This window comes from Immundisolibacter sp. (genome assembly GCF_028696615.1).
GTDB lineage: Bacteria > Pseudomonadota > Gammaproteobacteria > Immundisolibacterales > Immundisolibacteraceae > Immundisolibacter.
This window is the reverse complement of sequence record NZ_JAQVGQ010000061.1, coordinates 1-12,564: the sequence shown is the minus strand read 5'-3', so window position 1 is coordinate 12,564 and position 12,564 is coordinate 1. Positions and strand designations below refer to the sequence as shown.

Here is a 12,564-nt window from a genome sequence, read left to right as displayed (position 1 = left end):
ATCACCGCCGTGATGGGGCCCAGCGGCACCGGCAAGACCACGTTGCTGAAGCTGATCGCGGGTGTGCTGCGCCCGCAAGCGGGCTCGATCCGCGTCGCCGGCCAGGAAGTGACCACCCTGTCGCGGGCCGGGCTGTATGCGCTGCGCAAGCAGATCGGCATGCTGTTCCAGAGCGGCGCGCTGCTGACGGATCTGAACGTATTCGACAACGTCGCCTACCCGGTGCGTGAGCACACGGACCTGCCGCCGTCGCTGGTGCGTTCGCTGGTACTGATGAAGCTGCAGGCGGTCGGCCTGCGCGGGGCGCGCGAGCTGATGGCGAGCGAACTGTCGGGCGGCATGGCGCGGCGCGTGGCGCTGGCGCGGGCCATCGCCCTCGACCCCATGCTGATCCTGTACGACGAACCGTTCACCGGCCAGGACCCGATCTCGATGGGCATCCTGACGCGGCTGATCGCGTCGCTGAACCGGGCGCTCGGCTTGACCAGCCTGGTGGTGTCGCACGACATCGACGAAACCTGCCGTATCGCCGACTACGCCTACGTGATCGCGCAGGGTAAGGTGATCGGCCATGGCAAGCCGGCGGACCTGCTGGCATCGACCGAACCCATGGTGCACCAGTTCCTGAGCGGGGAGGCGGACGGGCCGGTGCGGTTCCACTACCCGGCGCCCGCCTATCGCGAAGACCTGCTGGCGGAGGCGTCCCGATGATCGGCCCGCTGATCGGTTTGCTGCGCGGCTTGGGCGGGCGCACGCTCGATGGGGTGGCGCGGCTGGGGCGGGCCGGCATGTTCCTGTTGCCGCTGCTGGCGGCGGTGCCAGTGCAGTTTCTGGCGCCGCTGCGCCTGGCCCGGCAGGTGTTCAGCGTCGGCGTGCTGTCGCTGGTGATCATCCTGGTGTCGGGCCTGTTCGTGGGCATGGTGCTCGGCCTGCAGGGCTACAATACGCTGGTCGATTTCGGTTCCGAGACCAGCCTCGGCATCGTGGTGGCGCTGTCGCTGGTGCGCGAATTGGGGCCGGTTCTGAGCGCCCTGCTGTTCGCCGGCCGGGCCGGTTCCGCGCTGACCGCCGAGATCGGCCTCATGAAGGCCACCGAGCAGCTGTCGGCGCTCGAAATGATGGCGGTCGACCCCTTCCGGCGGGTGCTTGCGCCACGCTGGCTGGCGGGTTTCATCAGCCTGCCGCTGCTGGCGGCGATTTTCAGCGCGGTCGGCATCCTCGGCGGTTATCTGGTCGGTGTGAAGCTGCTGGGGCTCGATCCGGCACCGTACTGGTCGCACATGGAAAGCGGCGTCGATTTCTACGACGACATTTTGAACGGCGTCATCAAGAGCGTGGTGTTCGGTGCGGTGGTGACCTGGATCGCGGTATTCGAGGGCTACGACGCGGTGCCCACCGCCGAAGGCGTCGGGCGGGCCACCACGCGTACCGTGGTGACGGCTTCCCTGGCGGTGCTCGGCGCGGATTTTTTGCTCACCGCGCTGATGTTCGGGGAACCCTGACGGCGAGCGCCGATCCGCCAGGGAAAAACTGGCTGAAAAATTCCTGCATCGGAATGGTTCGGCAGTCCCCGCATTTCCTGAGGAGAGTCTGGTTTCATGCAATCGCGTAGCGTCGAGGTGTGGGTGGGCCTGTTCGTGGCCCTGGGGCTGGCGGCGCTGGCGTTTCTGTCGGTGCGGGCCAGCAATCTGGCCGAGTACAGCGACGGTGACGCCTACACCGTGGTGGCGCGGTTCGACAACATCGGCAGCTTGCGCGTGCGGGCGCCGGTGACGGTGGCCGGTGTGCGGGTGGGTCGCGTGTCGGGCATCGACTTCGACAAGCAGCAGTTCAAGGCGGTGGTGCGCATGGCCATCGCCTCGCGGTACGACAACCTGCCGCAGGACACCGTGGCCAGCATCCGCACCGCCGGTCTGATCGGCGAGCAATTCGTCGGCCTCGATCCGGGCGGCGCGCCGGATGCGCTCAAGGACGGCGACGAAATCGAGATCACCCAGTCGGCACTGGTGATCGAACAGTTGATTGGCCAGTTCTTGTATGGACAGGCTGCCAAGGGCGACAAGGAAGGAGACAAGTGATGGTCAAGCGATTCGCCAGTGTGCTGTTGGCGCTGCTGTTGGTGGGCACGGCCCAGTTGACCACCGCCGCCGACGATCCGGCCGCCGTGGTCCGTGACACCGCCGAGCGGGTCTTGAACGAGCTGCGCGCCAACCGGTCGCGTTACCAGGATGATCAGGAGCTGTTCCGGATGGTGCGGGAGGTGGTGTTCCCGCGCCTGGATCGCGAGCGCACCGCGCAGTGGGTGCTCGGCGCCAACTGGCGCACCGCGACGCCCGAGCAGCGCCAGCGCTTCATCGAAGAATTCTCGAGCCTGCTGCTGCGCACCTACGGCACGGCGCTGCGCCAGTACAACGGCGAGACGTTGAATTTCCTGCCCGCGCAGATGGCGGGCACCGACCGCGCCACGGTGCGCACCGAAATCATCCGCCCCGACGGCCCCAAGGTCAGCGTGGACTATCTGCTGACCAACCGCAGCGGCGAGTGGAAGGTGTACGACGTGATCATCGAAAACGTCAGCCTGGTGGTGACCTACCGTTCCGAGTACGCCGCCATCATCAAGCGCGACGGCATGGATGGGCTGCTCAAGCAGCTGGCCGAGCGCAATCGCAGCATGAATTCCTGATTCACGCCCGATGGATGTCGATGCCGACGGGCGGGTGCGCGTCACCGGCCCGCTCACGTTTGCCACCGTGAGCGCACGTCTGAAAGAGAGCCTGGCGCTGTTTCGCCCGCGCCAGCGGCTGTGTTTCGACCTGTCCGGGGTAACGGCGGTGGACAGTTCCGCCCTGGCCTTGCTGGTGGAGTGGCTGCGCCTGGGGCGCGAACGCGGCGTGCAGGTGGAATTCACCGGCCTGCCGGCCAGCCTGCGCAGCCTGGCCGCGGTGAGCGAGCTTGGCCAGATCGATCCCGCCCTGGGCACGCCATGACGGCGGCCATCGCCGTCCATCAACTGCACAAGCACTTCGGGGCGTTGCACGCCCTGCGCGGCGTCGACCTCGAGATCCGGCCGGGCGAATTTTTTGGCCTGCTGGGGCCGAACGGCGCGGGCAAGTCGACCCTGATCAACGTGCTGGCCGGCCTGGTCCGCCCGGATGCCGGCCACGCCGCGGTGATGGGTCACGACGTGCAGCGCGCCGCCGTGGCGGCGCGCCGGGTCATCGGTGTGGTGCCGCAGGAGCTGGTGTTCGACCCGTTCTTCGGCGTGCGTGATTTTTTGCTGATCCAGGCCGGCTACTTCGGTGTGGCGCGCGCCCATCGCGCCTGGATCGATGAACTGCTGCGGGCACTGGGTCTCGCCGACAGGGCAGACGCCAACATGCGCAGTCTGTCCGGCGGCATGAAGCGGCGGGTGCTGATCGCCCAGGCGCTGGTGCACAAGCCCAAGGTGCTGGTGCTGGACGAGCCGACCGCCGGTGTCGACGTCGAACTGCGCCAGACGCTGTGGGCGTTCGCGCAGCGCCTGCACGCCGAGGGCATGACCATCGTGCTGACCACGCACTACCTGGAGGAAGCCGAGGCCATGTGCGAGCGGATCGCCATCATGAGTCACGGCACGGTGGTGGCGCTCGACGACAAGCGCAGCCTGCTCGGGCGCCACCCCTGGTACGAAGTGCACCTGCGCCTGGCGAACGAGCCGGCCGAGCTGCCGCCCGAGGTCGCTGCCTGTCTGGCCTCGCGCGAGCACGGCTGGCTGGTGCTGCGCCTGCAGCGCGGCGGCGACGATCTGGCGCGCGTGCTGGCGGCGCTGCACCAGGCGGGCCTGGCGGTGGTGGAGATCAGCACCCGTGAGCAGACGCTCGAGCAGGTGTTCCTGGAACTGACCGCCGGCCATCACCGGCCCGACGTGGCGTGATGGTGACGGCATGATCGACAACTGGCCAGGGTTGTGGACACTGCTCGTGAAGGAGGTCAAGCGCTTCACGGTGGTATTCATGCAGACCGTGACCGCGCCGGTGGTCAGTGCACTGCTGTATTTGTTTATTTTTTCCCATGCGCTCGGCGGTCGTGTCGACGTGTATCCGGGTGTGAGTTACCCGCAGTTTCTGGTGCCCGGCCTGATGATGATGACCATCATCCAGAACGCGTTCGCCAACACCTCGTCCAGCCTCATTTTTTCCAAGGTCACCGGCAACATCGTGTTCGTGTTGCTGGCGCCGCTGTCGCATCTGGAGTTCTATCTCGGCTTCGTGGGCGCCGCACTGGTGCGCGCGCTGGTGGTGTGCCTTGGCGTGTATGCGGTGGCCTTCGTGTATCTCGGCGTCACGGTGGTACATCCATTGCCGCTGCTGGCGTTCGGTTTGCTCGGTGGCCTGCTGCTGGCGACCTGCGGACTGCTGACCGGCATCTGGGCCGACAAATTCGACCAAGTGGCGACGGTGCAGAATTTCCTGATCCTGCCGCTCACGTATCTGAGTGGCGTGTTTTATTCCATCCACAGCCTGCCGCCTGGCTGGCAGGCCGTGTCGCGCGCCAATCCGTTTTTTTATCTGATCGACGGCTTTCGCTACGCCTTCTTTGGGCATTCGGACGTGTCCGTCTGGCAGAGCCTGGCGGTCATGGCCGGGGCCAATCTGGCCTTGTGTATACTGTGCGTTCGCCTGTTGGCGCGCGGTTACAAGCTGCGCGGCTGACGCCGCGCCGCGCGACGGTTCCCCCGCGAGCCGATGGCGGTAATTCCCACGTCTGGACGCGCTCATGGACCCGGAAACCATCAAGCGACTCATCGAGCAGGGCCTGCCTGGCTCGACGGCCTTGGTCGACGGCGACGGCCGGCATTTCGAGGCCATCGTGGTGTGCGACGATTTCGCCGGCAAGCGGCTGGTACAGCAGCACCAGATGGTGTATCGCACGCTGACCGGGCATTTGCACGACGACGCCGTGCATGCGCTGTCGCTGCGCACCTTCACGCGCGCGGCCTGGGACCAACAGCGCTGATCCCTCATCCCCCACGCGAGATCATGGTCATGGACGTGCTCGAAAAAATCGACCGTTTCGTCAACGCGGTGCCGGTTGTGTTGTTCATGAAGGGCGACCGGCGCTTCCCGCAATGCGGTTTCTCCGGCAAGGCGGTGCAGATGCTGGACGCCTGCGGCGTGGAGTACGAGACCGTCAACGTGCTCGCGGACGACGAATTGCGGCAGGCCATCAAGGTCTACTCGAACTGGCCAACCATCCCGCAGCTGTACGTGGGTGGCGAGTTCATCGGCGGGGCCGACATCATGCAGGCGCTGTTCGAGACCGGCGAACTGCAGGAATTGCTGGAGTCCGTGCAGGGCTGACGGCGTGGCGGGTCGGCCGACGGCCGGCTGCGAGTGACTTCGGGTCGGAAACCACCTTGGAAAAGCTCATCGTTCGGGGCGGTAACCGCCTGACCGGCGAAATTCGCATCTCCGGCGCCAAGAATGCGGCGCTGCCGATTCTGGCCGCCACGCTGCTGGCTGACGGGCCGGTGACCTTGAGCAACGTGCCGCACCTGCACGATGTGACCACCACCCTGGAGCTGCTCGGGCGCATGGGGGCCACCGTGTCGGTGCACGAGCAGATGGACGTCGAGGTCGACCCGCGCACCGTCAGCAACCAGTTCGCGCCCTACGAGCTGGTCAAGACCATGCGCGCGTCGATCCTGGTGCTGGGGCCTCTGTTGGCGCGTTTCGGGCGGGCCGAGGTATCGCTGCCGGGTGGCTGCGCCATCGGCCAGCGCCCGGTGAACCTGCACCTGGATGGCCTGGCTGCCATGGGTGCGGAAATCCGCGTCGAGAACGGCTACATCAGGGCGTCTGCGCCGCGCCTGCGTGGCGCACACTTGGTGATGGACCTGGTATCGGTGACCGCCACCGAGAATTTGATGATGGCCGCCGCGCTGGCGGACGGCACCACCATCATCGAGAACGCCGCCCGCGAGCCGGAGGTGACCGATCTGGCGCTGTGTCTGACCGCCATGGGGGCGCACATCGAGGGTGTCGGCACCGACACCCTGATCATCGAGGGTCGCCAGTCCCTGTCCGGCGCCAGGCATACGGTGGTTCCGGACCGCATCGAGACCGGTACGTACCTGGTCGCCGCGGCGCTGACCGGTGGCTGCGTCAAACTCAAGGACACGCGCCCGGAGCTGCTCGAGATCGTGCTGCACAAGCTGCGCGATGCCGGCGCCCACATCGAGACCGGTGCCGACTGGATCAGGCTCGACATGGGCGGGCGGCGCCCGCTGGCGGTCAGCCTGCGCACGGCGCCGTACCCGGCCATGCCGACCGACATGCAGGCGCAGTTCATGGTGCTCGACATGATCGCCGACGGCGCCGCTACCGTGACCGAGACCATCTTCGAGAACCGTTTCATGCACGTGCAGGAGCTGCGGCGCATGGGCGCGGACGTGCGCCTGGAAGGCTCGACCGCCTTCATCCGCGGCGTCGAGCGCCTGACCGGCGCGCCGGTGATGGCCACCGATTTGCGCGCCTCGGCCTCGCTGGTGCTGGCCGGGCTGGTGGCAGACGGCGAGACGCAGGTCAGCCGCATCTACCACATCGACCGCGGCTACGAGTGCATCGAGGAGAAGCTCGCGCAGCTCGGCGCCGACATCCGCCGCGTGCCGGATCGCCGCGCCGCCTGATGGACCCGCTGCGCATCGCGGTCTCGAAGGGCCGCATTCTGGATGAGGCGCTGCCGCTGCTGGCGCGCGTCGGTATCGCCCCGGCGGGCGACATCGGCCGGCGGTTGATCGTCGCCAGCACCCGGCCGGGCGTCGAGCTCATCATCATCCGCGCCACCGACGTGCCGACTTACGTGGCCTATGGCGCCGCCGACGTCGGCATCGCCGGCAAGGACGTGCTGCTGGAGCACGGCGGCGAGGGTCTGTACGAGCCGCTCGATCTGGGCATCGCGCGCTGCCGGTTGATGGTGTGCGGCCCAGCGGACCGGCCGCTGCCGGCCGGGCGCCTGCGCGTGGCTACCAAGTACCTGAACATCACCCAGCGCTACTACGCCGAGCGCGGCGTGCAGGTGGAGCCGATCAAGCTGTACGGCTCGATGGAGCTGGCGCCGCTGGTGGGACTCGCCGACTGCATCGTGGACCTGGTCGACACCGGCAACACGCTGCGCGCAAACGGCCTCGCGCCGTTGGCGCACATCGCCGACATCAGCTCGCGCCTGGTGGTCAACCGCGCCTCGATGAAACTGAAGCAATCCGCCTTGCAGCGCCTGATCGGCGAGCTCGAAGCCGTCACCCGGCAGGACGCCCATGCGCCGGCTTGATACCGGCGCGGCCGGTTTCCAGGCCGCCTTCGCGGCCCTGAAAGCCGCCGGCGCGCCCGACGATGCCGACGTGCAGGCGCCGGTGCAGGCCATCCTGGCGGCCGTGCGCGGGCAGGGCGATGCTGCGCTGCTGGACTGCACGCGCCGCTTCGACGGCTGGCAGCCGGCGAGCGCACAGGACCTCGAAGTGCCGCGCGAGCGGCTCGAAACCGCCGCCGCAGCTGTCACGCCCGCGCAGTGGCAGGCGCTGGAAGCCGCCGCGGCGCGCCTGCGCGCCTATCACGCGCATCAGCGCCAGGAATCCTGGCAATACCGCGAGGCCGACGGCTCGGTGCTCGGCCAGCGCGTGACGCCGCTCGACCGGGTGGGCGTGTACGTGCCGGGCGGCAAGGCGGCGTATCCGTCGAGCGTGCTGATGAACGTCATCCCGGCCAAGGTGGCCGGGGTCGGCGAGATCGTCATGGTGTCGCCGACGCCGGGCGGGGTGGACAACCCGCTGGTGCTGGCAGCGGCGCACATCGCCGGCGTGGATCGGGTGTTTCGCATCGGCGGTGCGCAGGCGGTGGCGGCGCTCGCCTACGGCACCGTGACCGTGCCGGCAGTGGACAAGATCGTCGGTCCCGGCAACCGCTACGTGGCGGCCGCCAAGCGGCAGGTGTTCGGCACCGTCGGCATCGACATGATCGCCGGTCCGTCTGAGGTGGTGATCGTCGCCGACGGCAGTGTGCCGGCCGACTGGCTGGTGTGGGATCTGTTCGCGCAGGCCGAGCACGACGAGCAGGCGCGCTCCATCCTGCTGTGCCCCGACGCGGCATATCTCGACACGGTGCAGGCACGCATGGATGCACTGCTGCCGACCAGCGAGCGTCGGTCCATCATCGAGGCCGCGCTGGCTGCCCACGGCGCCCTGATCCAGACGCGCGATCTGGCCGAGGCGGCGCGGTTGGCGAGCGAGCTGGCGCCCGAACACCTCGAGCTCGCAGTGGCCGAGCCGCAGGCGCTGCTGGCCCACGTACGCCACGCCGGGGCGATTTTCATGGGTGCCCATTCGCCGGAAGCGATCGGCGATTACTGTGCCGGGCCGAATCATGTGCTGCCCACCGCGCGCACGGCGCGCTTCAGCTCGCCGCTGGGTGTGTACGACTTCCAAAAGCGCAGCAGCCTGATCGCGCTCAGCGCCACCGCAGCGGCCACGCTCGCGCCGCTGGCGGCGCAGCTCGCCCGTGGCGAGGGCCTCACCGCGCACGCTCGCTCGGCCGAGTGCCGTTCGGAGCTGCCGAAATGAATCGTCTCGACGCCGTATTGCGGCCGCAAATCCGCGCGCTTTGCGCCTACCACGTGCCGCCGGCGGCGGGCCTGCTCAAGCTCGACGCCATGGAAAACCCCTACCCGTGGCCGGGCGAGCTGGCGCAGGCGTGGCTCGAGAGCCTGCGCGGGGTGGGGCTGAACCGCTACCCGCTGCCCCATCCGCACGATTTGCTGCAGGCGCTGGCGCGTCAGGCGGGCGTGCCGCCGGGCTGCGAGCTGCTGCTCGGCAACGGCTCGGACGAGCTGATCCAGTTGATCGATCTGTGCGTGGCGCGGCCGGGTGCCAGCGTGCTGCTGCCGACACCGACTTTCTCCATGTACTCGCTGATCGCGCAGGTGGCGGGACTGGAGGTGCTGGAGGTGCCGCTGCGGGCGGATTTCGACCTCGATCTGCCGGCCATGCTGGCGGCCATCGAGCAGCACCGCCCGGCGCTGATTTATCTGGCCTGCCCGAACAACCCGACCGCCGGGCCGTTCGACATCGATGCGATGCGTGCCGTGATCGCCGCGGCGCCGGGTCTGGTGGTGGTGGACGAGGCGTATTTCCCGTTCGCCGGGCGCTCGGTGCTGCCGTGGCTGCTCGAGTTCGAGCACCTGCTGGTGCTGCGCACGCTCTCGAAGGTGGGTCTGGCCGGTCTGCGCCTGGGTTATCTGGTCGGTCATACGCAGTGGCTGCGCGAGTTCGACAAGGCGCGTCTGCCGTACAACATCAACACGCTGACGCAGCGTTCCGCGCTGTTTGCGCTGGCGCACGCCGATCGCCTGGCCGGCGAGGCAGCGCGCATCTGCGCCGACCGGGAGCGTCTGGGCGCCGGGCTGGCGGCACTGCCCGGCGTCACGGTCTACCCGAGCGCGACCAATTTCATCCTGCTGCGCCTGCCGGCGGGGCGGGCGACGGCCGCGCATGAGGCGCTGCAACGCGCCGGTATACTGGTCAAGAACGTCCACGGCAGCCATCCGCTGCTGGCCGATTGCCTGCGGGTGACGGTCGGTGCGGCGGCCGAGAACGACGCCCTGCTGGCCGCGCTGGCGGCGCACCTGACCGGAACGACATGAACAGCCAACGCAGCGCCGAGATGCGGCGCACCACCCGCGAGACCGACGTCCGCGTCGTGGTGAATCTCGACGGCAGCGGCGCGGCCAGCCTGAAAAGCGGCCTGCCGTTCCTGGACCACATGCTCGAGCAGGTGGCGCGGCACGGCGGCATCGACCTCACCGTGGATGCCAGCGGCGATTTGCACATCGACGCCCACCACACGGTGGAGGACATCGGCATCACGCTCGGGCAGGCCGTGCAGCGGGCGCTCGGTGACCGCGCCGGCATCAGCCGCTACGGCCACGCCTACGTGCCGCTCGACGAGGCGCTGTCGCGGGTGGTGCTGGACTGCTCCGGGCGACCGGGTCTGGTCTATGAGGTCGGCTATCCGCGGGCGCGCGTCGGCGATTTCGACGTCGACCTGTTGCGCGAGTTCTTCCAGGGTTTCGTCAACCACGCGCTGGTCACGCTGCACATCGACTGCCTGCGCGGCGGCAATGCGCACCACATCGCCGAGACCGTGTTCAAGGCGTTCGGTCGGGCGGCGCGCATGGCGTTCGCCATCGACACGCGGGCGGCCGGCGTGCCGTCGACCAAGGGCAGCCTTTGAGCGCCGAGCACCTGCGCATCCCTTGTCACCAGCCGCTCCACCATGACTGACACCGTCGTCATCGACTTTGGCATGGGCAACCTGCGGTCGGTGGCCAAGGCGCTCGAACACGTCGGAGCACGGGTGCGCGTGAGCGACGATCCGGCGGTGATCCGCGCCGCCGGGCGCGTGGTGTTTCCGGGGCAGGGGGCGATGGGCGCCTGCGTGGCGCGCCTGGCTGGGCATGATCTGGCCGAGACGGTGCGCGAGGCGGCGCAGAGCAAGCCGTTTCTGGGCATCTGTCTGGGCCTGCAGGCGCTGCTCGAATTCAGCGAGGAAGACGGCGGCGTGCCGGGGCTGGGTCTGCTGGCCGGACGGGTGCGGCGCTTTGCCGACGGCGAGTTGCTGTCCGACGGCACGCGGCGCAAAGTGCCGCACATGGGGTGGAATGACATCGCTCTCACGCGCAGGCACCCGCTGTTTGCCGGCATCGCCGACGGCACCTGGTTCTATTTCGTGCACAGTTACTACGTCTGTCCGGCCGACGAGGGGCTGGTGCTGGCGCGCAGCCAGCACGGCAGTACGGCGTTCGCCTGTGCGCTCGGACGTGGCAATCTCGTGGCCACGCAATTTCATCCGGAAAAAAGTCACCACGCGGGCCTGCGCCTGCTGGCCAATTTCGTACGCTGGGACGGCACTACCTGAGGAGAGTGGACCGATGCTGCTGATACCCGCCATCGACCTCAAGGGCGGCAAATGCGTGCGCCTTCGCCAGGGGCACATGGATGATGTGACGGTGTTCGGCGACGACCCGGTCGCCGTGGCCCGGCGGTGGGTCGAGCAGGGCGCCACGCGCCTGCACGTGGTCGACCTGGACGGCGCGGTAGCGGGCCGGCCGGTCAATGCCAAGATCATCAAGGCCATCACCGAAGCGGTCGGTGGTGTCGACGTGCAGGTGGGCGGCGGCATCCGTGACGAGGACACCATCGAGGCGTACCTGGATGCCGGCGTGCGCTACGTGATCCTCGGCACGCAGGCGGTGAACGTGCCGCACTTCGTGGCCGACGCCTGCACCGAGTACCCAGGCCACATCATCGTGGGCCTGGACGCGCGCGACGGCAAAGTCGCCATCGACGGCTGGTCCAAGCTCTCCCAGCACGGCGTGATCGACATGGCCCAGCACTTCGAGCGCGACGGCGTGGAGGCCATCATCTACACCGACATCGGCCGCGACGGCATGCTGGGCGGCGTCAACGTGGCCGGCGTGGTGGAACTCGCGCGCGCCGTGAACATCCCGGTGATCGCCTCCGGCGGCGTGGCCAGTTTGGCCGACATCGAGGCTTTGTGCGCGGTCGCCAGCGAGGGTGTGGCGGGTGCGGTCATCGGCCGCGCGCTGTACGAGGGCACGCTCGATCTTGCCGAGGCGCTGCGCCGGGTGGCGGAACTTCGCGCCTGACATGCTCGCCAAACGCATAATCCCGTGTCTGGACGTCGACCGCGGCCGGGTGGTCAAGGGCGTGCGCTTCGTCGGCCTGCGCGATGCCGGCGATCCGGTCGAGGCCGGCAAGCGCTACAGCGAGGCCGGCGCCGATGAGCTGGTGTTCCTCGACATCACGGCGAGCTCCGACGACCGCGACGTGATGTTGCACGTGGTGGAAGCCGTCGCCGAGCAGGTGTTCATCCCGTTCACCGTCGGCGGTGGCGTGCGCAGCGTGGACGACATCCGCCGCCTGCTGGTGGCCGGCGCCGACAAGGTGTCGATCAACACCGCCGCCGTGCAGCGCCCGGAACTCGTCGCCGAGGCGGCGCAGGCGTTCGGCAGTCAGTGCATCGTGGTCGCCATCGACGCCAAGCAGACCGCGCCCGGTCGCTGGGAAGTGTTCACCCACGGCGGGCGACGGCAGACCGGCCTCGAAGTCATCGACTGGGCCGGGCGCATGGTGCAACTCGGCGCGGGTGAGCTGCTGCTGACCAGCATGGACCGCGACGGCACGCGCGAGGGTTTCGATCTCGCCCTCACGCGCGCCGTGAGCGACGCGGTGACGGTGCCGGTGATCGCCTCGGGCGGCGTCGGCAACCTCGATCATTTGCGCGATGGCGTGCTGCAAGGCCACGCCGATGCCGTGCTGGCCGCCAGCATCTTTCATTTCGGCGAGTACAGCATCGGCGAGGCCAAGGCGCATCTGGCCGCGTCCGGCATCGTGGTGCGTCAGGAGCCGGAGGCCGTGGGTGGCTGATTTTCTCGACGCCGTGCGCTGGGATGAGCGCGGTCTGGTGCCGGCGATCGCCCAAGATGCCGCCACCGGCCGGGTGCTGATGCTGG

Annotated in this window: 17 protein-coding genes and 1 pseudogene; all 18 read left to right on the top strand. The window is 68.5% G+C overall.

Going from position 1 to position 12,564, the window contains the following annotated elements:
- The coding region (locus PHC73_RS05960; protein WP_300125655.1) for an ATP-binding cassette domain-containing protein at window positions 1-711 on the top strand (711 nt) is incomplete at its 5' end.
- On the top strand, window positions 708-1,502 hold the full coding sequence (mlaE, locus tag PHC73_RS05955) for a lipid asymmetry maintenance ABC transporter permease subunit MlaE (RefSeq protein ID WP_300125653.1): 795 nt from the start codon (window positions 708-710) through the stop codon (window positions 1,500-1,502). The genes PHC73_RS05960 and mlaE, both read left to right, overlap by 4 nt.
- A gap of 96 nt (window positions 1,503-1,598) precedes the next feature.
- Window positions 1,599-2,078, top strand: coding sequence for an outer membrane lipid asymmetry maintenance protein MlaD (gene mlaD, locus PHC73_RS05950; protein WP_300125651.1), 480 nt, complete (start codon window positions 1,599-1,601; stop codon window positions 2,076-2,078).
- Window positions 2,078-2,683, top strand: a complete 606-nt coding sequence (locus PHC73_RS05945) for a phospholipid-binding protein MlaC (protein ID WP_300125649.1) — start codon at window positions 2,078-2,080, stop codon at window positions 2,681-2,683. The genes mlaD and PHC73_RS05945 overlap by 1 nt, the downstream gene beginning before the upstream one ends.
- A gap of 10 nt (window positions 2,684-2,693) precedes the next feature.
- A complete protein-coding gene (locus tag PHC73_RS05940; RefSeq protein WP_300125647.1) occupies window positions 2,694-2,987 on the top strand; it encodes an STAS domain-containing protein in 294 nt (97 codons plus the stop codon).
- A complete protein-coding gene (locus PHC73_RS05935; RefSeq protein ID WP_300125645.1) occupies window positions 2,984-3,913 on the top strand; it encodes an ABC transporter ATP-binding protein in 930 nt (309 codons plus the stop codon). Before PHC73_RS05940 ends, PHC73_RS05935 begins: the two co-directional genes overlap by 4 nt.
- A gap of 10 nt (window positions 3,914-3,923) precedes the next feature.
- Window positions 3,924-4,691: an ABC transporter permease gene (locus tag PHC73_RS05930; RefSeq protein WP_300125642.1), complete on the top strand. Its 768-nt coding sequence runs from the start codon at window positions 3,924-3,926 to the stop codon at window positions 4,689-4,691.
- Window positions 4,692-4,755: 64 nt separating this feature from the next.
- Window positions 4,756-4,995 (top strand): BolA family protein, encoded by a 240-nt coding sequence (locus PHC73_RS05925; protein WP_300125639.1) that lies wholly within the window; start codon window positions 4,756-4,758, stop codon window positions 4,993-4,995.
- A 29-nt stretch (window positions 4,996-5,024) separates the two neighbouring features.
- Window positions 5,025-5,339: a Grx4 family monothiol glutaredoxin gene (grxD, locus tag PHC73_RS05920; protein ID WP_366949813.1), complete on the top strand. Its 315-nt coding sequence runs from the start codon at window positions 5,025-5,027 to the stop codon at window positions 5,337-5,339.
- A 56-nt stretch (window positions 5,340-5,395) separates the two neighbouring features.
- Complete coding sequence (gene murA, locus PHC73_RS05915) at window positions 5,396-6,667, top strand: UDP-N-acetylglucosamine 1-carboxyvinyltransferase (RefSeq protein WP_300125635.1); 1,272 nt, start codon at window positions 5,396-5,398, stop codon at window positions 6,665-6,667.
- Entirely contained in the window at window positions 6,667-7,308 is a 642-nt protein-coding gene (hisG, locus tag PHC73_RS05910) for an ATP phosphoribosyltransferase (RefSeq protein ID WP_300125633.1), read from the top strand. Before murA ends, hisG begins: the two co-directional genes overlap by 1 nt.
- Window positions 7,295-8,593, top strand: coding sequence for a histidinol dehydrogenase (gene hisD, locus PHC73_RS05905; RefSeq protein WP_300125631.1), 1,299 nt, complete (start codon window positions 7,295-7,297; stop codon window positions 8,591-8,593). The genes hisG and hisD overlap by 14 nt, the downstream gene beginning before the upstream one ends.
- Complete coding sequence (hisC, locus tag PHC73_RS05900; RefSeq protein ID WP_300125628.1) at window positions 8,590-9,672, top strand: histidinol-phosphate transaminase; 1,083 nt, start codon at window positions 8,590-8,592, stop codon at window positions 9,670-9,672. Before hisD ends, hisC begins: the two co-directional genes overlap by 4 nt.
- Window positions 9,669-10,262, top strand: a complete 594-nt coding sequence (gene hisB / locus PHC73_RS05895) for an imidazoleglycerol-phosphate dehydratase HisB (RefSeq protein ID WP_300125625.1) — start codon at window positions 9,669-9,671, stop codon at window positions 10,260-10,262. Before hisC ends, hisB begins: the two co-directional genes overlap by 4 nt.
- Before the next feature lie 42 nt (window positions 10,263-10,304).
- Entirely contained in the window at window positions 10,305-10,946 is a 642-nt protein-coding gene (gene hisH, locus PHC73_RS05890; RefSeq protein WP_300125622.1) for an imidazole glycerol phosphate synthase subunit HisH, read from the top strand.
- Between the two features lie 13 nt (window positions 10,947-10,959).
- Complete coding sequence (gene hisA, locus PHC73_RS05885) at window positions 10,960-11,697, top strand: 1-(5-phosphoribosyl)-5-[(5-phosphoribosylamino)methylideneamino]imidazole-4-carboxamide isomerase (protein WP_300125620.1); 738 nt, start codon at window positions 10,960-10,962, stop codon at window positions 11,695-11,697.
- 1 nt (window position 11,698) lies between these two features.
- A complete protein-coding gene (gene hisF, locus PHC73_RS05880; protein WP_300125616.1) occupies window positions 11,699-12,478 on the top strand; it encodes an imidazole glycerol phosphate synthase subunit HisF in 780 nt (259 codons plus the stop codon).
- Window positions 12,471-12,564 (top strand): annotated as a pseudogene (hisI, locus tag PHC73_RS05875) (phosphoribosyl-AMP cyclohydrolase); the annotation flags it as partial. The gene hisF and the pseudogene hisI, both read left to right, overlap by 8 nt.

Excerpts from the sequence above, each read along its gene's own strand:
- PHC73_RS05945 (WP_300125649.1), top strand. The coding sequence starts at position 2,078 with ATGGTCAAGCGATTCGCCAGTGTGCTGTTGGCGCTGCTGTTGGTGGGC.
- mlaE (WP_300125653.1), top strand. The coding sequence starts at position 708 with ATGATCGGCCCGCTGATCGGTTTGCTGCGCGGCTTGGGCGGGCGCACG.
- PHC73_RS05935 (WP_300125645.1), top strand. The coding sequence starts at position 2,984 with ATGACGGCGGCCATCGCCGTCCATCAACTGCACAAGCACTTCGGGGCG.
- PHC73_RS05930 (WP_300125642.1), top strand. The coding sequence starts at position 3,924 with ATGATCGACAACTGGCCAGGGTTGTGGACACTGCTCGTGAAGGAGGTC.
- hisA (WP_300125620.1), top strand. The coding sequence starts at position 10,960 with ATGCTGCTGATACCCGCCATCGACCTCAAGGGCGGCAAATGCGTGCGC.
- hisF (WP_300125616.1), top strand. The coding sequence starts at position 11,699 with ATGCTCGCCAAACGCATAATCCCGTGTCTGGACGTCGACCGCGGCCGG.
- hisD (WP_300125631.1), top strand. The coding sequence starts at position 7,295 with ATGCGCCGGCTTGATACCGGCGCGGCCGGTTTCCAGGCCGCCTTCGCG.
- hisC (WP_300125628.1), top strand. The coding sequence starts at position 8,590 with ATGAATCGTCTCGACGCCGTATTGCGGCCGCAAATCCGCGCGCTTTGC.
- hisB (WP_300125625.1), top strand. The coding sequence starts at position 9,669 with ATGAACAGCCAACGCAGCGCCGAGATGCGGCGCACCACCCGCGAGACC.
- mlaD (WP_300125651.1), top strand. The coding sequence starts at position 1,599 with ATGCAATCGCGTAGCGTCGAGGTGTGGGTGGGCCTGTTCGTGGCCCTG.
- PHC73_RS05925 (WP_300125639.1), top strand. The coding sequence starts at position 4,756 with ATGGACCCGGAAACCATCAAGCGACTCATCGAGCAGGGCCTGCCTGGC.
- hisH (WP_300125622.1), top strand. The coding sequence starts at position 10,305 with ATGACTGACACCGTCGTCATCGACTTTGGCATGGGCAACCTGCGGTCG.
- PHC73_RS05940 (WP_300125647.1), top strand. The coding sequence starts at position 2,694 with ATGGATGTCGATGCCGACGGGCGGGTGCGCGTCACCGGCCCGCTCACG.
- hisG (WP_300125633.1), top strand. The coding sequence starts at position 6,667 with ATGGACCCGCTGCGCATCGCGGTCTCGAAGGGCCGCATTCTGGATGAG.
- grxD (WP_366949813.1), top strand. The coding sequence starts at position 5,025 with ATGGACGTGCTCGAAAAAATCGACCGTTTCGTCAACGCGGTGCCGGTT.